Source organism: Prochlorococcus sp. G4PB16, from assembly GCF_059772465.1.
This window is the reverse complement of record NZ_CM186289.1, coordinates 1,452,359-1,472,643: the sequence shown is the minus strand read 5'-3', so window position 1 is coordinate 1,472,643 and position 20,285 is coordinate 1,452,359. Positions and strand designations below refer to the sequence as shown.

Sequence of the window (20,285 nt, the reverse complement as noted above, 5' to 3'; positions counted from 1 at the left end):
TTAGAAGAGGGGTATAAAAGGATTAAGCCGATTTTGGAATGGGTCTAGTAGTTCGCTCCGGTTTTTCGATGATGAACTGCTGTTAATCCATCTTTTTTAATGACTTTTCCATGTTTAATCTCAGCATATATTAGCCAATGATCCCCACACTCCATTCTTTGATTAACTGTACCCTCAAGCCAAGCTAAAGCATCGTTTAATAATGGCTGATTGTTTGGACTTAATTTGATCTCAAGATCGGTAAATCTATTATCTCCAGGTTTGAATGATTGAAGAAATTGTTTAAGAAGACTTTGGTGATTGTTTTGCTCTAAAATGTTTAAAGCAAAGTTATCACCTGTATAAAGTAAGTTTTCTACAGCTCTTTCTTTCGCCACCGCAATGGTAATACCAGGAGGAGAAAAACTTGCTTGACTTACCCAACTTGCAACCATCGCTCCGTTAATAAGATTATCTCCATTTCCTTTTTGAGCAGTCAATATACATAATGAACCAACGACCCTTCCTAGTGCATTAATTGTTGGATCATTTTTACTTGTATTTAAACCAACATTAGCTTTTCTTTGTTGACGTAATTTCGCATTAATTAATTGTTTACCAAATTGAATACCTGTTTCTTCAAGCTTTTTAATCATAAAAGGATCAGGACTAAATTTGATTTTTATAGGTTCGAAACCAAATTTAAACCCTCCATCTTTCAATTTTTTTTCAAGTAAATCAAGAGCTTCCCCACTCCATCCATAACTTCCAAATACTCCAGTAGGTTTGCCTCTATCACCCTCAGCCAAAAGTGTCCCAAGTGCTGAAACAATAGGAGTGGGGGCATGACCTCCTAATGTTGGTGATCCAATTAAATATCCATCAGCATTTTGAATTTCAGTGATTAAGTTGTCTGATGCGGTGAATTCACAATTAATAATCTTAACTTTGACGCCTGTTTTACTAATCCCTCTACCGATGGCATCAGCAATAGCGGCAGTATTTCCATAAGCACTAGCAAACAATAGAGCAACCCTTAAGTTGCTGTATTTCTGGCTTTCCCCCCAGCTTTGGTAGTTGTTTAACAAACTTCTCCAACTACCTGTAATGGCAGGTCCATGTCCAGGAACTATTATATCAATCTCAAAGTCTTCTAATTTTTCGATAATACTATTGACTTGAGTAGACATTGGTGCCATAAGGCAGTCAAAATAATGTCTTCTTTCTTCCTCCGTACTACTACTGTTTAATTCAGCCCATTTTTCCTCGTAAACATGTGCACCAAATAATTTATCACTCATCAGTAAACCGGTTTGCTTTTCAAAAACAATTAGTCCACCTGGCCAACGAGCTGTCGGTGCAGGAATGAATGTAATCTCAAAATCATTATTGAGTGACAGAGTCTCTAATTGCTTAATAATTTGAATATTTGGAAGGAGTGCAACTGTATCCAATGCATCTTTAGTATTTGTAGTCTTAGATGGTTTTCGTAAATTCCAAATTTCCTTGAATAATTTTGCTCCTGGATTCGAACAAATAACCGTTAAATTCTTATATTTCACATTCATTCTTTTCACAAAAGCCACTTTATTTGGATTGATATGACCCATGACTAACTTTATTGCTGCGGAATCACTGCTAATTAATGTCTCAAACTCTTCTAAAAATTCTTTTTCAAATGTTAACCCAGGAGGATGGATTAAAATATATTCTTGTAATTTAGAATGTTCATCTTTAGAAGACTTAAATAAAAAAGAATTAGTACAGCTTCCTTTTTCAAGTGAATATTCAACTTCAAATCTTGTTCTTTTTGGATTTAGGCTTCTTAAGCAAAGGAAGTTCTCTTCAATAGGAATCTGAATGGTTTTTTTTATAAAAGTATTTAAATTTGTCGAAGAAACTTTTTCTACTGTCATTGTTAATAATTACTACCAACTCTTCTGTGATGAATTGCTGTTTTACTCTGAGTATTAGATAAATTACCTTTTTCAACTAATGAATAAATGATCCAATGATCTGTTGTCTCCATTCTTTGAATAACTTTACATGAAAGGAACGCCAGCGCGTCAGATAGAACTGGTCCTCCAGCAGCAAGATCATTCATCAATTCAACTCCTTCAAATCGATTAGCACCTGGTGGAAAACGTTTTAAAAAGTGTCTGAAGAGGTGCAAATAATTATTTTCTTGAAGGATGTTCAGAACAAAACGATCATTGACTTGCAATAATGATTCAATGGCTCTGTCTTTGGCTACTGCCACAGTTATTCCAGGGGGTTCAAAACTTGCTTGACTAACCCAACTTGCAACCATCGCACCGTCTCGACTATCCGTGCCTTCACTATCTTTTGCTGTGACAATGTAGAGTCCCCCGCTTAAGCAACCAAGTGCTTTATTTAAGTCTCCATCAAGGCTTTTAGTAGCAGCTAAATTTTTCTTTCTAGTAAGAATTTGACCTAAATCTGTACCAGCTTCTTCAAATTGTTGGTAAACACTTTTGTTTGGTACATCATGCACTCGAAGTGGTTTGAAAGCTTCTTTTTGTCCAAGCTTTCTTAATTGGTTAGTAATAAAGTCAATAGGCTCTTCATTTCCGCCATAGGAGTCATAAGTAGCTACCCACTGCTTTTGTTTTAACGATGCAAGTAGAGTTCCTACGTTGCTTTGTAATTCTGAATCAGATTTTATAGGCCATGTAGGAACAACGACTGCACTTGCCTCACTAATTAAAGCGGTTAACTCCTGAGTATCTGAAGCAATAAGATCAACTAATTGGACTTGAGCATTTGCCTTACCTATGCCATGAGCAATTGCTTGACTAAGACGATCACAAAAACCATATTGACTTAGATAGCAAACCACAGCGTAATTTTCGCCTGTACTTCGTTGTTTACTCCATTCTCTATAATTATTCAGCCATAACTGCGTATTAAAATTGAGGATTGGTCCATGTCCAACACTAATAGTCTTGATAGCTGGCAATGCATCAATTTTTTTTAATGCTTGAACTACGCTGCGAGCATTAGGACCCATGAGGCAGTCGTAATAAAATCGAAAATCTTCATTTAATAGACTTGGATTTTCGTCGAACAATGTTTCTGAACAGTAATGCAAACCAAATGCGTCACAAGTATATAAAACTTGTGTACCGTGATCAAAAGAAAAAATAGTATCGGGCCAATGGAGATTTGGCGCACTAATAAATTCAATTTTATGCTCGATTCCGCTGATTGAATTAATTTCTAAATTTAGATCCTCACCACTTTTGACTGCTCTTGACCTAAAAGGTTGATGGATTTGGTCTTCTAGAAATTTTATAGCTACCTTAGATGCGACAATTTCAATATTAGGGTTTAATTCAATTAAGTATTTAATTAGTCCTGAATGATCTGGCTCTGTGTGACTGACTATTAAATAATCAATTTCTATTGGATTGATTTCTTGTCTTAGTTTTTCAAACCAAATGTCTTTAAACTTTAAATGGCTTGTATCTATAAGTGCAGTTTTTTTGCCTCTTATTAAAAAGCTATTGTAAGTCGTTCCATTTCGAAGGCCAAATTCAATATCAAACCTACTCCGATCCCAATCCAACGATCTTAAAGTGTGCGTATCTTCAGCAATTTTTTCATATTGCAGTGAAAGCCTAGGAGCATCCTTTTTCTGATTTTCTAAAGCTGTCGATTCAGTAAAAATCATGTTCCTAAAGACATTAATCAGAGAGAGCTAGAGAGCAGCAATAAATAAGATTGCTGAGTGAAAATACCTAGTTCATATTTTACTATAATAGGATAATCAGGTTTGGACTTGTGATACTGCTTCCCGTAAATATTATTTGTTTGCAAAGTAGGTATGGATCTCGACGGATTTTTTTGAATATTTTGTGTTTCGAAGTCTCATGGGTTTCCATTTTGTTATTGTTTAAGGGCAAATTGAGCCAATCTGACCATTTTTGTGATTGTTTTCAAAAACCTTTTTAGAGATAATTTTTAGTCATGAAAAAAAATTCTTCCACCTTAATAGATCCACCATCTCTTTCAGGTGATGAAATAAGAGAAGCATTTATAAACTTTTTTGCCAAACATAATCATAAGAAACTTGCAAGTTCTTCTTTAATTCCAGATGACCCAACTGTTTTATTGACAATTGCGGGGATGTTACCTTTTAAGCCTATATTTTTAGGATTGAAAGAGTCTCCTACTCCTAGAGCAACATCCAGTCAAAAATGTATTAGAACAAATGATATTGAAAATGTAGGGAGAACAGCTAGGCATCATACTTTTTTTGAGATGCTCGGTAATTTTTCCTTTGGTGATTACTTTAAAAAAGAGGCAATTCAATGGGCGTGGGAATTAACCACTGATGTTTTTCAACTAAATCCAAAGAATATAGTCATTAGCGTTTTTGAAGAAGACTTAGAAGCAGAGCAAATATGGAAAGAAGTTGAAGGGGTTGATGCAAAGAGAATCATCAGAATGGGTGCTTCGGATAATTTTTGGTCATCTGGAGCTACAGGACCTTGTGGGCCATGTTCGGAACTGTATTTTGATTTTAAACCTGAATTAGGGAGTGATGGTATAGATCTTGAAGACGATAGTCGATTTATAGAATTTTATAATTTGGTTTTTATGCAATACAACCGAGACTTAAAGGGCACTCTTGAACCATTGGCGAATTGCCATATTGATACAGGAATGGGCTTAGAAAGAATGGCTCAAATTTTGCAAAAAAAATCTAATAACTACGAAACGGATCTTATTTTTCCTCTAATTGAGTCAGCGGCTTTGTTAGCTAAAATTAATTATGAAACTACAAATAAAAAAAATCAAACATCCTTAAAAATAATTGGAGATCATTGCAGAGCTGTCACTCATTTAATTTGTGATGGTGTAACTGCTAGTAATCTTGGCCGAGGCTATATTCTTCGTCGTCTCATACGGCGTATGATTCGACATGGTCGACTAGTAGGGATTAATCAGTCATTTTTACCTCAACTAGCTGAAGTTGCTATTGAGCTGATGACAAATGCTTATCCTCAATTACTGGAAAAAAAGAAAATTATTCTTAATGAATTAAAAATAGAAGAATCTCGTTTCCTTGAAACTCTTGAACGGGGAGAAAAACTTTTGGCAGAGATAACAGCTCATGAATGTGATCTTATCTCTGGTGCTCAGGCATTTGAACTTTATGATACTTATGGTTTCCCTTTTGAATTAACAGAAGAGATCGCGAATGAAAAAGGTATTTCTGTTGATATTAATGGTTTTGAGAACGAGATGGCAAAGCAACGTAAACGTGCAAAAGATGCTTCTGTCAGTATTGATTTAACTGAAGAAGGTTCAATTGAAAGAGAAATTTCTTTATTTGATGAAACAAGATTTGAGGGCTATGAAAAGTTAGAGACCACTTCTACTGTGGTAGGTATTTTTAAAAACAATGAATTAGTGAAACAAGCTGTTGAGGGTGATTTAGTCAAGATTATTGTTAATGGCACGCCTTTTTATGCTGAGTCGGGTGGCCAAATTGGAGATAAAGGCCTAATAACGTCTCAAGGTCTAAAGGTATTTATAGAAAATGTTAGAAAAAAGAAGAATATTTTTATTCATTCTGGAATTATTAAAACTGGAGTTCTAAAAGTGAACTCATCTATTCAGATGAATGTTAATCCATCTTTTCGTCAACGAACTACCTCAAATCACACCGCTACACATCTATTGCAATCAGCTTTAAAGTTATCGATTGACTCAAGTGTAAGTCAAAGAGGCTCGTTAGTGTCAAGTGATCGATTGAGATTTGATTTTAATGCTCCAAAACCTCTAACAAACAAAGAGCTTAAAGATATGGAAGTGAGGATAAATCAATGGATTAATGAAGATCATCCAATTCAAATTAAAACAATGCCAATTAAAGAGGCTATGGCTGCTGGTGCTTTGGCAATGTTTGGTGAAAAATATGGTGATGTGGTACGTGTTGTGGATGTTCCAGGTGTTTCTATGGAGTTATGTGGAGGAACCCATGTAGCTCGAACGTCACAACTAGGTACGTTTAAGATTATTAATGAGACAGGTATCGCTTCAGGTATCAGACGAATAGAAGCCATCGCTGGTCCATCAGTTTTAGATTATTTTAATGAACGTGATTTGGTAGTTAAGGAGTTAAGTAAATCATTCAAGATTCAATCAGATGAAATTGTTGAGAGGGTTTCATCTCTTCAACTGGAATTGAAAGATAAAACAAAAGAGCTTATCAAAGTAAAGAATGAACTCGCATTAGCGAAGGCACTGGGTTTGGCGAGTTATGCAAAATCTGTTGGTAAGAGTAAATTATTAATCAGACGTTTAGATGGAGTTGACGGATCTGGATTGCAATCTGCAGCTTCAAGTTTAATAGATCATTTAGGCAAGTACTCTGCTGTTGTTTTTGGAGGCATTCCAAATCAGGAGATCGGTAATAAATTAGTGTTTGTTGCCGCATTTTCTCCTGATTTGGTCTTAGATGGTTTTCATGCAGGCAAATTTATAAGTGGGGTCGCAAAAATGTGTGGTGGTGGTGGTGGTGGTCGTCCAAATATCGCTCAAGCTGGTGGTAGTCAACCTCAATCGTTGGATCTAGCTTTAGAAAAAGCTAATGAGGATTTGACTCAACAATTGTCTTAATTTAGCTCTGTAGATAAGTACTTTGACGGAGGCTTGCTTCTACATGCTCTATTAGTTTTTGTGCATCCTGGATTTTTAGATGCCCGCCTTGAATAGCTGATTCGCTTGATTTTCGTAATCGCTCCAATAATACTTCTGGATCATGCTCCAAATATTCAAGAACATTTGATTTTGAATTCCCACGAATGACATGCTCAACTTTGTATTTTCCCTTTTCTGTGAATCTTATATGGACTGCATTAGTACTCCCAAATAAATTATGTAGATTTCCCATTACTTCTTGATAGGCCCCACCTAAGAAAAGACCGATTAAATATTTTTCGTCTTTATTAAATTCATGAAGAGGTAGCAAATTTTTAATTTTTCCATTATCAATAAATTGATCAAGCTTTCCATCTGAATCGCATGTTAAATCTGCAAAGTGACCAAGTTTGTTCGGTTCTTTGCTAAGCCGATGGATTGGCATGATTGGAAAAACTTGATCAATGGCCCAAGTGTCTGGTGCGGATCTAAATACGGAAAGATTTGCGTAATAGGTTATGGCTAAACTTTCACTTAATTTCTTTAGTTCTTTAGGTAGAAGTATATTTTTTGGTAACTGATTAACAATTGTTTTTGCACAGGCCCATGTCAACTGCTCAGCTTTTGCACGTTCGACTAAATCTATATAACCGAGACGAAAAGCCGCTAGTGCATCTGCTTTAAATTTAAGAGAATCATTCCATGCTTCCTGTAGTTTGGCTAAATCTTCTTCTTGATTAAGTTCTAGAGAATTTATATGGACTAATGTTTCACGTAAATTTCTGACAGAGAGACATTCTTTTTCGTCTTCTTTAGGAATGTCAGAAGGTAACGAATTTTTGCCTAAAATATTGAAAATTAAGATTGAAAAGTGACTAGCAATAGCTCTTCCACTCTCCGTAATCAAAGTGGGTAGTGGTATCTTTTTTGATTCGCAACACTCTTTAATTGTTGCTACCACATCATTTGCATAATTTTGAAGTGAGTAGTTAGTAGATGCTATTGAGGCTGTTTGACTTCCATCATAATCAATACCTAAACCACCTCCAACATCCAAGTATCCCATAGGTGCTCCAAGATTAATTAACTCTGCATAAATTTGTCCTGCTTCTTGTAAGGCATCTTTTAAAACACCTATATCATTAATTTGACTCCCTAGATGAAAATGTAAAAGCTTTAATTCATTGAGAAGATTTGCTTCTTTTAACCTTTTAATTGCATTCAATATTTCTGGAATTGAAAGTCCAAATTTCGATTTTTCACCAATCGAGCTGCTCCATCTTCCACTGCTTTGACTTGATAGTTTGGCTCTTATTCCTATGAGTGGAGATGCTCCGAGTAGATGACTAGATTTTATTATCAGATCAACATCACTTGGTTGTTCTATGACTACTATAGGTTGACGTCCAAGCTGACGTGCTAAAATAGCTGTTTCAACATAACGTTGATCTTTATAACCATTACATATTAGTAAAGCTCTAGGATCTTCTAGTATTGATAAAGCAATTAGTAACTCTGGTTTGCTTCCAGCTTCTAAGCCAAAATTCCATTTGGAACCACAGTTGATTAATTCTTCAACTACATGGCGCTGTTGATTACATTTGATTGGAAATACACCTTGGTATTTTCCTTGATATTGGTAGTCATTAATTGCTTTTTCAAAAGCTTTATGTAAGTTTCTTAAGCAGTCTTCGAGAATATCGTCAAATCTTATTAACAGAGGAAATTTTAGTTTTCTACTTTCTAGTTCATCTAATAGTTCCATCAAATCATGAGATTTGTTTTTGGAACCGTTAGGACAAATACCAATATTTCCTTTTTTATTGATTATGAAATAACCCTTTCCCCATCGATCAATCCCATAGAGGTCTGAGCTGTTTTGAATCGTCCAAGAGAGAGAGTGATTAGTATGGTTCACAGCCATTTATGCGATAACAAAGATGTCAAGTTTTGACCATTCACGATTAATACAATTAAATCTAAGAACAGTTTTATTAAGTGTCATGTTTTACTTGCCAAGAGGGTAGTTTTAGGAAGACTATGGCTTCATATTATTGAATACCGCAATGACTTTGGAAAGAACTTTTGTTGCTATCAAGCCAGATGGTGTGCAAAGAGGTTTAATCGCTGAGATTCTTGGTCGTTTTGAAACCAAAGGATTCAAATTAGTAGGCCTAAAGCAACTCACACCAAGCAAAGAACTTGCAGAAAAACACTACGGTGTTCACAAAGATCGTCCTTTCTTTTCAGGTTTAGTTGATTTCATAACAAGTGGTCCCGTTGTAGCGATGGTTTGGGAGGGTGAAGGTGTTATTGCAAGTGCGAGAAAATTGATTGGAGCAACAAAGCCTCTTGAGGCTGAACCAGGAACTATTAGAGGTGATTTAGCTGTGAATATTGGTCGTAATGTCATTCATGGTTCTGATGGTTCTGATACAGCAGTATTTGAAATTGATCTATGGTTCCAAAAAAATGAACTTGTTGATTGGACCCCATCAGATCAATCATGGAGAGTGGAATAGATTATTGCTGAATTTCACAACCTTTTGGTGAGTAGTTTTTAAAATCTGTCCCATCTGAATTGGGACAAAAAACTACTTTCCTCATTACTTAAAGAGCTCGAGCAGATAGATTTTCCAATTAATTCTGCAGTTATCGCCGCCAACAAAACTCCATTGCGATGATGCCCAGTAGCAAGCCAGAGTCCATTAATTGATGACATTCCAAGTAAAGGACCTTCGTCTGGTGTGCATGGACGGAAACCCCACCATCTCTCCATATGAGGTAGTTGATTAATTTCAGGAACAAGAGATTGAATTCCTTTTTGTAGCTCGCGTTGTCCTTTTGGAGTAAGTCCTTTTTGGAAGCCGGCCTCACGCTCACTAGTTGCTCCTACGATTATTAGGCCGTCATCTCTTGGAACTAAGTAAATGCCAGGTCCAAAAATAATTCTTTTTAGAATCTGTTTTGGTCCCTGAATAGATAACATTTGGCCCTTAACAGGAAAAATAGGGAGTGTTTTAAATATTTGTTTACTCCAGGCTCCGCAGCAGAGAACTGCCTCTTCGCTTTTTAAATAATTGATATTTCCATTAATGTCTTTAATTTTGACCCCATTAAATACATTTGAATTTTTCATTATTTCAATCACTTCAACTCCTTCTTGAAAATGAACACCTAATTCAACACAAGCTTTTTCAAGTGCTCTCATTAAAAGTCTTCGATTATCGATTTGACCGTCCTGTCTAAAAAGTAAACCTAATTTCCATTTTTTTGAGAGTCCTGGAATTTCTTGAAAGAGCTCATTCCCGTTTAGCTTTTCACCAAATTTATATGTTGGGTAGGATTCACAGTCTTTAAGGTTTTCAAATGGGACAACAATGCCACAAGTTTTAAGACCACATGACATTTTGCTATTTGTCTCAATGCTCTCTATCCATCTCGGGTGTCTTTGCAGACTAGTTTGACCAAGACTTAACAGATCACCTTGCAACCCTTCAGCGTGAGGAGCGAGCATTCCAGCCGCGACAAAGCCGGCTGCTTCGCGCCTGCTTCTACTTAAAACTTCGACGCGTTTACCTCTTTGAGCAAGTTCATGGGCTATTGCAAGACCCATTAATCCTCCTCCGAGGATTAACAATGGTTTTTCATTTAAGATAGCCATTGCTTGGATTTAGAAAATGTTATTTTCAATGTTTTAGATTACGTTAGCTTCCATGACTGAGCTTTTCTTTCATAAGATTCATATATCTAGGTCAAATTAATGTCAGAATCAAATGTTTCTTGGGAAGTTGTAATCGGATTAGAGACTCATGTGCAGTTGGGAACGAAGAGCAAAATATTTACTAGTGCCTCAACCAACTTTGGTGACGATCCAAATACTCATATTGACCCAGTGGTATGCGGCTTACCAGGCACTTTGCCAGTCCTAAATAAAAAGGTTCTTGAATATGCAGTAAAAGCAGCGATGGCTTTGAATTTAAATATTGCCTCTCACAGTAAATTTGATAGAAAGCAATATTTTTATCCAGACTTACCAAAAAATTATCAAATATCTCAATTTGATGAACCTATTGCAGAAAATGGGTGGATAGAGGTAGAAGTAGCCGAAAAAGGCAAAGAAACTTATGTCAAAAAAATAGGTATTGAAAGATTACATATGGAGGAGGATGCTGGAAAACTTGTTCACGCAGGTAGTGATCAGCTTTCAGGCTCCACCCATTCATTGGTTGATTACAATAGAGCAGGCGTAGCACTAGCTGAAATAGTTAGTAAACCTGATTTAAGAACAGGTAGAGAGGCTGCGGAGTATGCAGCTGAAATTAGAAGAATTATGCGTTATCTGGGAGTATCTGATGGAAATATGCAGGAGGGGTCTTTGCGATGTGATGTGAATATTTCAGTTCGACCAACTGTTAATGATCCATTTGGTACGAAGGTAGAAATAAAAAATATGAATTCATTTTCAGCTATTCAGAAAGCTTGTGAATATGAAATTAAGCGGCAAATTAAAGCTTATGAATCTGGAGAAGAAGTAAAACAAGAAACGAGGTTATGGGATGAAGGGAAACAACTGACTAAAAGCATGAGATCAAAAGAAGGTAGTAGCGATTATCGTTATTTTCCTGACCCTGATTTAGGTCCGATTGAAGTAAGTCATGCATTAAAAGAAAAATGGCGCTCAGAATTACCAGAATTGCCAGCTGCAAAAAGAAATAGATATGCCGCAGATCTTGGCCTTTCTATTTATGATGCACGAGTTTTGACTGACGAATCTTCAATGGCTAAATATTTTGAAAAAGTTGTTAATGAAGGTGGAGCACCAAAATCTTCAGCAAATTGGATAACTGGTGATATAGCAGCATTTATTAAATCGAATAGATTATCATTTGATCAATTATCTTTTAAGCCAAATGAATTAGCAGAAATGTTGAAAATGATTGATTCAGGAGAAATAAGCGGAAAAATTGCTAAGGAAATTTTGCCTGAACTATTAAGTAAAGGTGGTTCTCCAAAGCAATTAGTCAAAGAACGTGGTTTAGGTATGATTGGTGATCCAAAAGTTATTGAGAAAATTATTGATAAATTGATCCTTAATCATCCTAATGAGGTTGAATCTTTTAGAGCTGGAAAGAAAAAATTGCTAGGTTTTTTTGTGGGTCAATTAATGAAGGAAACCAAAGGGAAAGCGGATCCAAAACTCGCTAATCAAATATTAAATGAAAAGTTACAAGGCTAGAAATTATATAATTTTTTTAACTGCACTTTCCATGTCTCATCATTATTAGAATTATTAATTATATGATCTGCAAATTGTTTTTTTAAAGCATTGTCCCATTGCGCATCGATTCTTTGATTAGCTTCTTCAAGACTTAATTGATCTCGTGACTGAAGTCGATTTAATTGCATGCTTCTAGAGCAATCTACGTAACAAATTTCACTGCATAAACCTGTATAATTTTTTTCAAATAGGAGGGGAATAATCAAAATTACTATAGAATTTAATTTCAATTTGTCTAATTCTTCTTTAATTCGTTTGTAGACATATGGATGTATTATTTCCTCGAGCCATTGTTTTTCAAGATCATTTTTAAAAATTATTTTGGCTAATGCTTTGCGATTAATAATTTGATCATTTTTACTTGAATTCTGAATTATTGTACTTCCATATCTCAATAAGACTTTTTTCGCTATTTGACTTTCAGCTCTTAATGCTTCATGAGCATATAAATCAGCATCTACAATCGGCCATTTCTTGGCTTGAAATAGAAAATCTCCAATAATTGTTTTTCCACTGGCAATACCTCCAGTGATACCTATTCTTCTTTGCTTCCCTTTCCATCGAAGACAAAGTTTGTTGGTTTGTTTTTGATCAATCATTAATATTAATAATAAGTGAAAAATGCTCTTCTAAATTTGAGTAGTTTGACATCTTCTGCATGGTCTCCAATATCTGGTGGTATTACTACCCCTGATGGTTTTTTAGCAGCTGGTATTTCCGCAGGATTGAAACCTTCTGGTAAGAAAGATCTTGCTTTACTCTATGCACCTGATGGTGCTTCTTGTAGCGGGACATTTACTCAATCAGTTACTCGTGCTTATTGTGTAGATCTATGTATTAATCGACTTAAGGCAACTGAGGGGAAAATACGTGCTGTAGTTATCAACTCTGGACAGGCAAATGCTTGCACAGGTAGTAGAGGTAAAATTGATAGTGAAATCATTACACATGAGCTTGCACAACGTTTAGGGCTCTCTGACGAGGAAGTTTTGATATGTTCTACTGGTGTAATTGGTGAGCCAATACCTGTTGAAAGAGTAAATAGAAACTTAGATCATCTCATCAAGAGTTTAGATAAGGACGCACATCTCGATGCGGCTAATGCAATTCTTACAACAGATCTTCAGGTAAAGCAAATTGCATATCAAGCAGTTATAGGAGGCAGACAAGTATCTATTGGAGGAATGGCTAAAGGTTCAGGAATGATTCATCCGTCTATGGCAACAATGTTGAGTTATATAACATGCGATATTGGTATAGACCATGTTTTATGGTCGGATATGATTAAGCGAGTTGCAAAATCGTCTTTTAATGCCATTACAGTTGATGGAGATACGAGTACAAACGATACTTTTTTAGCTTTTTCTTCTGGACCAAAATTAGATTCAAGATATCTATCAACTCTTGAAGAGGGACTACATTTAACAGCTCAATATCTAGCTAAAGCAATTGCAAGGGACGGAGAGGGTGCTAATTGTTTGCTTGAGATAAAAGTTGAAGGCGCCCAAAGTGAGTTAGATGCTCATGTAATAGCTCGAACAATTGCATCATCATCTTTGGTTAAAACTGCAATTCATGGTTCTGATCCAAATTGGGGAAGAATTATCGCTGCACTTGGTCGTGCAGGTATTTCTTTTGATTTCAATGATGTCAAGTTGTGGATTGGACCATACGAACTCTTCTCTGATGGAACACCCCTGGACTTTGATAGAGAAATAGTGAGTAACTTTATGAAAGAAAGGCTAAAAGGGAAATATTTAATCGACGATATTATAAGTATAAAATTAAGGATAGGAATGGGAAAAAAGTCGGCTACTGCATGGGGGTGTGATTTATCAAATCAATATATTCATATCAATGCCGATTACACAACTTAGACTAAAAAGCCAGTAATAGTAGTAAATTATAGAGACTAGAAAAGATTGGTAATCTTATGGTAATCATGCTAAACGACATATTCAAGCCTGTCTTTTGATCTTATGGGACCCCGTGGGGGAAAGCTAGTCTTAGCTCTACACGTAATCACCTTTAAGACATTTCTGATAATTTTTTAAGGATCTAGAGATAGAGCCAGACAATCTCCATCCCAGATCCCAAAGTAAATAACTCGTGCCTATCCATATCCTTTAGGACTTAGGACAGAGCGGCTTTTTTTATGGTTTATCGGTAGCTTTTAATGTCATCACCTCATTGGACACTATGATCACTTCACACATTGATGATCATGGAAAAGTTAACTCAGAACATACTTAGGCTTTCTATTTCAGCAGCTTTAATAACAATTCCCGCAAGTGCTTTGTTTATTGGATATGAGTACTTGGGCTATAAGAAAGGTATTGCTGACTATGCAGAGGAGGTGTCTGCTAAGTACGAGAAGTTAATCGAGAATATGAAAGAGATCTATCCAGAAAGATCACAAATATTAGAAGAGTATCTTGAGTAGAGGTCCCTCAATCTATTGATTTCATAAGCTTGAACAGATCTATATTTTATTTCTTATTCACTCATTAGGTTTATTAGTTGTATTGCTGATATTCATATGTCATTGACATACGTATATCAGCTATACCGTTAGTTAGAGAGGTTGGGTTAGTGATAGTTAGAGAGTTTGTCTTAGTACTCAACCTTCGCTATCTCGCTAACGCTCGATTAGCTCAGAGAGAGATACTCGCTTCGCTCGTATAGAAACACTGGGGTTTTGAGGTCTTCCTGTATACGTGACTAACCGCCTTTCTTCCTGTATATGTAACTGACCGCAAGACTTAAGTCAGAGACTAGAGAATTGTTGTCTCCCCTGTATACGTCCGCCCATATTTCTCCCTGTATAGATGACGAATCGCAAAGAAGCTTGTTATGGAGAGAGTTCTCAGGAGTCTTCCTGTATAAGCGTAGTATCACTTTCCCCTGTATAAGGGTAGATTTGAAATTCTTCAGTCATAGAAGGAGGTCTTGTTGTCTCTCTGTATAGGTGACGACTCGGTCTCCCTTCTATACGGAGACCACCGACTTCCTCCCTGTATACATAACTGACCGCAACCTTCCACGACAAATCGCTTCCAAGGGGTCTGTGAGGTTATATGACTATAACTACCTAAAAGTAGCTTAATACCGACTATAGGCGATTTTAATCCATAATCCTGTGGGATATGGAATACGTTCGGAAGCAGCTTAACTTATTCAATCAAGAGTGACTTCTATTTTTCTTCAACTGCTCCTCTAAAAGCTTTTGTTCTCTTTCTTGCTTAGGTGTCAAAGGTATCTCGCTATCGCCAAGATCTAATTCGAAGACTCCTCCTGCACCAAAGTGATTGGTGTCTGATTGTGATGGGCTAGGGAAGAGGAGTGTAGCGGTTAGAGCGAGTAGTAAGAAGCGTTTCATTTATAAACCTTTAATAGCTTTCGCATTGAGTTGAAGCCGTAGCTCCATTTCTCTAGTTGCAAGTCTTTTTTCATTCCTCATAATCCGAACACCTACCCATGCGAGTCCTAAACCAATCGCAGCTGGTAATCCTATAGTTGTGATTTTTGTCAGGTTGTTCATTTTAAGCTCCGGAGTTCATCGCTTTCTCAAAGCACTCCTTGATTATTTTGCTTGCTTTTTCGTAATCTAAATCTTCTATAAATTCTTCTATATTTTTGTATTCACAGCTGTCATTGTTCCCAATATAAAAAGTTGATTCTAAATCTGAATCATCTTGATACTCCAGTTGATCTTTGATCCATTCCTCAAATCCTTTGGCATCAAGAAGACTTTTTAAGATATCGATATTCTCTATAAGCTCTTCTTCGCCAACAGCTTCATAATTATCTTTTACATTTTCTGCATCAAACAGAATGATTAGCCGTGATATAGAACTATAGATAGCACTAGACATTTCTTTATCTTGTTGAGATTCGAGTTGTTCTTGAAACCGTTCAAAGAACTGAATACCTACTACCATTAGTCTTTATCCTCTAAAAGAGAACTATAGAAAGCTTTTGAAGCTTTGTGTATATCAAAAGTTCCTTTCAAATCAGAAATTATTGTTGCAATAACTGATCCAATAACCATTTCTTCTTTGAGATCTAGTTCTTCGTTTGTATCTCTGCAGAGAGCAATGCCTTTAGTATTAACTATATAAAACAAAGACAATTGTCCATCATCGGATTCTCCTGAGAACACTTGATAGCTGAAGTTAACGGTCCCATCATCATTATCGCTAACCATACATCTAGGTAGAGGATCCTTAGCAAAAGGGGTGTATTTCCAAAAATCACAAAGTATATTATTGAAACGTTCAACGTGTTCGCGAGGGCTTATTTCAATTGATATATTATCCATTTTTTTGCACTCTTCAATTAGTTTTGAATACCAGAAATCACTTTTATAGACCTCATTGATTATGTGTAGGTCAATCCCATCTAGTGCTTCGTCTCCTCCTTCTGTATCAATAAAATCCCAAAAGAAATCTTCTCTATCTAGTTTTGATTTTCCAATTGCTTCTTCCCATTTTTCTCGGTAATTCGTTTCCATGAATTGTTCGAGCATTCCTGGTATTCCGTTGAATAAGTTTTCCTCATTAATTAGGTCATAAATAAAGGACTGTACTTGTAATGTGGCATGTTCAACTTCAGCATCATCTTCAAGAGGAATTATTGGACCTGATTGATATTCAAGCTTGTCCTCATCGCTAAGTACTATAAATTCATTACGTTCAAGGATTGTTAGCTCTCTTGTTTTGCCTTCTTTGTCAGTATGTTTGAAAGTAAATGACATGCGTATTAGTTATCTATGGAATTAAATTACTGGGGCTCACACCCAAGTTTAGTTAGGCATCCATTCCATAACCTTTCAATCAAAACCCAATCAACACTTGCTTCATAAGAATCGATATTCCCTTTAACTTGCTCTTTAAGCTTTACAAACGGTTCAAAAATTTCATTCTCTGTATCATCCCAATGATTCTCAATATTCCAAATGATCCCTCCTCTTATTTCTAACTCTCCAGTAGAAAGTTGTCCTAAAACAGAATCGGGACAAATCTCTTCATAGCCAACAATTAATCCCAACATTGCAATAGCTAAATAATCTGAGTATTCTCCATTGTCTAGATAGCTAAGACATAAATTCTCCGCTTCCTCTCTTTTTTGTTTACTAAAAGTGGACATAATATTAACGAGTCGAAGTCAGGTACTTAATAATAGAAAGAAGCGTGATTGTGATAACTCCATATGTCCAAATAGAGCTACTATTTCGTGATATTCTTGCCATCCAGTCTGGAAGACCATTGTTTTCAATGATGAAGAGATAGAGAAATCCTAAGATTGCTATTGGGATAAAGACAGCAAGGAAGAGAGTCAAAAAGTTTTCCTCATTTATCCAAAATCATTTCTTTTAACTTATCTAAATCAATTTCTTCTACTTTCAATCCGCATATTTTTGAAATACGATTTCTGATTACTGATTTATCACAGAAGTAATGAATGGATCCCCATATTGCATCCCATTCAACATTGTCAATGAGTTCATCCAATGTCTTATAACTAAATTGACTAGATACATTGTCCTCGGAAAAATAATCCCTATATGATTCAGGATCACATAGCATCGTGTAACTTCGATGTGAAATCAGTTCTTCTCTAGGAACCATAAATGTTTGAAAAATAGTATCTAAATTCTCTAAATCCTCTTCATCATTTAAGTCGTATGAATTAAAACTATTAACACCATCATCCTGATCTAAGAAACAAGTTATCTCTCGAATCATACAGTCAGTAGCAGTATTGGAAGTATAATATTGATAACGAAAGGCAGTAATTATAAGATTTCTTAGCGGAAAAAAATCCTTATATCTATAAGAAGTTTCTAATAAAATTGAATCGTCTATGCCTTTATCCCATGTGCACTTAATCCCCTGTTCTTCCAAAACTTTAACTATTTCATGTCCCAGACTTAATAGGTCATATCCTCCCTCTAAACAACCAAATCCAAGAGAGCATTTATTTTCTTCTAAAAATCTCCAATGTTGTTGTTCATGAAAGAAAGTAAATGGACCTTTGTATTGACCATCTTCTGTAATTATTTCTAGACCATCTTTGGGATCTCTTCCACATTCTTTATACGCCCTAATACCTTGCTCATTCAATTTATTGAATGCCTTTCCTAATGGCGACTGAAGAAATTCTTCAGTTTGATAGTCAATAACTTCTTGTAAATCTGCTGAAGTCATTCGCAATGCTCCTCAAGTAATTTCTCTGCTTCTTTATCTCCAAGATCTGCCGCCCTCTCCCAGTCTTTACAGGCACCTTTTATATCGTTTATTTCTTTTTTGACATTGGCACGATTGAAATAGTAATTACTTTCTTCAGGAACTATTTCAATTGCTTTTGAATGATCCGCAATTGCTCCTTCATAATCTTTCAAAGCATATTTTGCTCCGCCTCTATTAGTGAAAGCATTTGCATATTGGGGATCAAGTTGTATTGCTTGATTAAAATCTTCTATTGAATTATTAAGTTGACTTAATTCTCTTTTTGCGAGTCCTCTCATATTGAATGCTTCTTGATAAGTGGGATTGATTGTAATTACTTTGTCGAAATCCTCTATTGCTTGTTCTTGAGAATTACCCTCTTTCATTTTTGTTAGTCCAAGATCAAAATATCCATCATCTTTTTTGGGATCAATTTCGATACGCTTTTTATAATCTTCAATGGCACCTAAATAATCTCCCAATTCAGTTTTGAAAATCGCTCGACTAACTAACGATTCAAGATGTTTAGGATCGATATCTAATGCGTCGCTACAGTATTGAATAGCACTTTTAATATTACCCTCGGAATACTCTTCTTTTGCTAGATCAAAGAAATCATCTGCTTTCATCTGCTCCACTCACATTGACTTGAATACCTTTCATAGATACTTGCAAAGCCTTTTTCAACTAAGTCTTCTTGAATATTCATAGGACCTTTCGATAATTCAGCGACTGTTCTTCCATATCGATCTTCAGTAATCCGTTTGATTGTGACTGTTGATCCAGCAACTAGATCATTTAGATAATCTCTTGCTGCTTTTGCAGGTATTGGGTCAGCTTTCTTCCCTCTTAATTCAGGAGTATCAATACAAGCAAGTCGGATCTTTTCTCCTTCTGTAGTTGTACATGTATCTCCGTCGTAGCATTTTTGTATGGTGACTGTTGGTAGATCAGGCGCACTTGGATAAGTAGTCAATGTCTGGAAGAGCGCAATCATCGCTATTACAAAGACAATAAATAGTGCTGAGAAAAATCCAATAAGGAGATTCCTAATAAATCGTTGTTCGGAGTGCAGCTTTTTTGCTGGCATTTTTATTTAGCCTTTTTCTCTTTGATTGGAATCGTATTTTCTTCAAGGTTCTCTGAAAAATCCAAAAGCTCTTTTGGCCAGTAGGTTTGTTTCTTGGCTAGACGTTTATTAGCTGAACAGTAATCAATAATTGTTTTTCTAGCTCTTTCTATCTTTTCGTATTCTTTGTTGAGTTCTTTAAAAAATTCTTCATGACACTTATCTAAACCTTTCCTCAAATCTTTTTTGTAGTAAGAGATTGCACCTTTTATGTTCTTTTTTTCATTTGCCTTTGTGGCTCTCTCTAAATCTTTTTCTAGGTCTTTTATTAGGTCCTCACAATAAATAAATATATCTTCTGGCAATTGATCGTCTATCTCAGCCCAATGATTACTGAGAGGGTCAATAGGTATATAAATGTAATTATCGTTTGACTTAGGATTGAATTTATCCATTTCTTCATGAGATTCAAGTTCTAGATCTTCTATGTATTCAATCATTTTCATAAATTTATAATTCTCATGACTCATTGAATTTCCAAATATTGATTTTTCAAATTCATCCGATAGAAGATTATCCCAGAAGTTAACATTTGCCTTCATCAGAGGGAGAAGAAAATCGACTAGATAATAGGGATTAATTTTTATCCAATTACAATAGTTATGCCACTTAAACTTAAATTCTCTTCTTGTAAGTTTCAGTCTGAGATCAGTGAGATAAAGCTCAATACTATCCTCAGAAAGCATATTAATATTTAAATATTGTTGAATAATAGACAGCCTATTTAATTCAATTTGATTGCAATCCAATAAATCGTAGATGTAAGATCTTCCAACTCCCAAGTCTTTTGCAATTGTTGAAATAGTAATACCTTTATCTTTTGCGTAGGAGTTGATAGCAGATCTCAGCAATAATCGATCAGCCTCATCAAGTATTGCAACGGCGGCATCACCACCAGCTTGAGACTTTATTTTGGCCAAATGCCTAGTCAGATACTGCACTAAGCGAATTATACACTTGCAAGCCTATTTATAACAATTATTAAGAAAGAATT

The 20,285-nt window shown here is 35.7% G+C and carries 19 protein-coding genes; 5 read left to right on the top strand and 14 right to left on the bottom strand.

Annotation, left to right across the window (positions count from 1 at the left end; translation table 11 throughout):
• Positions 1-44 precede the first annotated feature (44 nt).
• The gene (locus AC6EIZ_RS08340) at positions 45-1,895 is read right to left on the bottom strand and encodes a flavin reductase (RefSeq protein ID WP_498510390.1); all 1,851 of its coding nucleotides are present in this window, start codon (positions 1,893-1,895) and stop codon (positions 45-47) included.
• Between the two features lie 2 nt (positions 1,896-1,897).
• Positions 1,898-3,673 (bottom strand): flavin reductase, encoded by a 1,776-nt coding sequence (locus tag AC6EIZ_RS08335; RefSeq protein ID WP_498510388.1) that lies wholly within the window; start codon positions 3,671-3,673, stop codon positions 1,898-1,900.
• Positions 3,674-3,969: 296 nt separating this feature from the next.
• Between AC6EIZ_RS08335 and alaS the strand changes: the two genes are divergently transcribed.
• On the top strand, positions 3,970-6,630 hold the full coding sequence (gene alaS / locus AC6EIZ_RS08330) for an alanine--tRNA ligase (protein ID WP_498510386.1): 2,661 nt from the start codon (positions 3,970-3,972) through the stop codon (positions 6,628-6,630).
• 1 nt (position 6,631) lies between these two features.
• Here the strand turns inward: alaS and speA are convergent, their stop codons facing one another.
• The gene (gene speA / locus AC6EIZ_RS08325) at positions 6,632-8,575 is read right to left on the bottom strand and encodes a biosynthetic arginine decarboxylase (RefSeq protein ID WP_498510384.1); all 1,944 of its coding nucleotides are present in this window, start codon (positions 8,573-8,575) and stop codon (positions 6,632-6,634) included.
• A gap of 142 nt (positions 8,576-8,717) precedes the next feature.
• Here speA and ndk point away from each other — a divergent pair, with 142 nt between their 5' ends.
• Positions 8,718-9,173, top strand: coding sequence for a nucleoside-diphosphate kinase (ndk, locus tag AC6EIZ_RS08320; RefSeq protein WP_413389512.1), 456 nt, complete (start codon positions 8,718-8,720; stop codon positions 9,171-9,173).
• A gap of 38 nt (positions 9,174-9,211) precedes the next feature.
• Here the strand turns inward: ndk and thiO are convergent, their stop codons facing one another.
• Positions 9,212-10,315 (bottom strand): glycine oxidase ThiO, encoded by a 1,104-nt coding sequence (thiO, locus tag AC6EIZ_RS08315; protein WP_498510382.1) that lies wholly within the window; start codon positions 10,313-10,315, stop codon positions 9,212-9,214.
• Positions 10,316-10,414: 99 nt separating this feature from the next.
• Here thiO and gatB point away from each other — a divergent pair, with 99 nt between their 5' ends.
• A complete protein-coding gene (gatB, locus tag AC6EIZ_RS08310) occupies positions 10,415-11,890 on the top strand; it encodes an Asp-tRNA(Asn)/Glu-tRNA(Gln) amidotransferase subunit GatB (protein WP_498510381.1) in 1,476 nt (491 codons plus the stop codon).
• Here the strand turns inward: gatB and coaE are convergent.
• Positions 11,887-12,531, bottom strand: a complete 645-nt coding sequence (gene coaE, locus AC6EIZ_RS08305) for a dephospho-CoA kinase (protein ID WP_498510379.1) — start codon at positions 12,529-12,531, stop codon at positions 11,887-11,889. The two genes, gatB and coaE, sit on opposite strands and share 4 nt — an antisense overlap.
• A gap of 15 nt (positions 12,532-12,546) precedes the next feature.
• Between coaE and argJ the strand changes: the two genes are divergently transcribed.
• Positions 12,547-13,809: a bifunctional glutamate N-acetyltransferase/amino-acid acetyltransferase ArgJ gene (gene argJ, locus AC6EIZ_RS08300; protein ID WP_498510377.1), complete on the top strand. Its 1,263-nt coding sequence runs from the start codon at positions 12,547-12,549 to the stop codon at positions 13,807-13,809.
• Positions 13,810-14,156: 347 nt separating this feature from the next.
• A complete protein-coding gene (locus AC6EIZ_RS08295; RefSeq protein ID WP_498510376.1) occupies positions 14,157-14,375 on the top strand; it encodes a hypothetical protein in 219 nt (72 codons plus the stop codon).
• A 738-nt stretch (positions 14,376-15,113) separates the two neighbouring features.
• Here AC6EIZ_RS08295 and AC6EIZ_RS08290 read toward each other — a convergent pair.
• The 9 genes from AC6EIZ_RS08290 to AC6EIZ_RS08250 form a co-directional block, all read right to left on the bottom strand.
• Positions 15,114-15,311, bottom strand: a complete 198-nt coding sequence (locus AC6EIZ_RS08290) for a hypothetical protein (RefSeq protein WP_498510374.1) — start codon at positions 15,309-15,311, stop codon at positions 15,114-15,116.
• On the bottom strand, positions 15,312-15,473 hold the full coding sequence (locus tag AC6EIZ_RS08285; RefSeq protein WP_498510373.1) for a hypothetical protein: 162 nt from the start codon (positions 15,471-15,473) through the stop codon (positions 15,312-15,314).
• Position 15,474: 1 nt separating this feature from the next.
• Positions 15,475-15,873 carry a hypothetical protein gene (locus AC6EIZ_RS08280; protein ID WP_498510371.1) on the bottom strand — a complete coding sequence of 133 codons (399 nt, stop codon included), beginning with the start codon at positions 15,871-15,873 and terminating at the stop codon, positions 15,475-15,477.
• Positions 15,873-16,688, bottom strand: a complete 816-nt coding sequence (locus AC6EIZ_RS08275) for a hypothetical protein (RefSeq protein WP_498510369.1) — start codon at positions 16,686-16,688, stop codon at positions 15,873-15,875. Before AC6EIZ_RS08275 ends, AC6EIZ_RS08280 begins: the two co-directional genes overlap by 1 nt.
• Before the next feature lie 26 nt (positions 16,689-16,714).
• Positions 16,715-17,080: a hypothetical protein gene (locus AC6EIZ_RS08270; protein ID WP_498510367.1), complete on the bottom strand. Its 366-nt coding sequence runs from the start codon at positions 17,078-17,080 to the stop codon at positions 16,715-16,717.
• A 203-nt stretch (positions 17,081-17,283) separates the two neighbouring features.
• Complete coding sequence (locus tag AC6EIZ_RS08265; RefSeq protein ID WP_498510366.1) at positions 17,284-18,141, bottom strand: DUF6891 domain-containing protein; 858 nt, start codon at positions 18,139-18,141, stop codon at positions 17,284-17,286.
• A complete protein-coding gene (locus tag AC6EIZ_RS08260; protein WP_498513239.1) occupies positions 18,138-18,791 on the bottom strand; it encodes a tetratricopeptide repeat protein in 654 nt (217 codons plus the stop codon). Before AC6EIZ_RS08260 ends, AC6EIZ_RS08265 begins: the two co-directional genes overlap by 4 nt.
• Positions 18,788-19,159, bottom strand: coding sequence for a thermonuclease family protein (locus AC6EIZ_RS08255; protein ID WP_498510365.1), 372 nt, complete (start codon positions 19,157-19,159; stop codon positions 18,788-18,790). Before AC6EIZ_RS08255 ends, AC6EIZ_RS08260 begins: the two co-directional genes overlap by 4 nt.
• Before the next feature lie 95 nt (positions 19,160-19,254).
• Complete coding sequence (locus AC6EIZ_RS08250) at positions 19,255-20,232, bottom strand: hypothetical protein (protein ID WP_498510363.1); 978 nt, start codon at positions 20,230-20,232, stop codon at positions 19,255-19,257.
• Positions 20,233-20,285 lie beyond the last annotated feature (53 nt).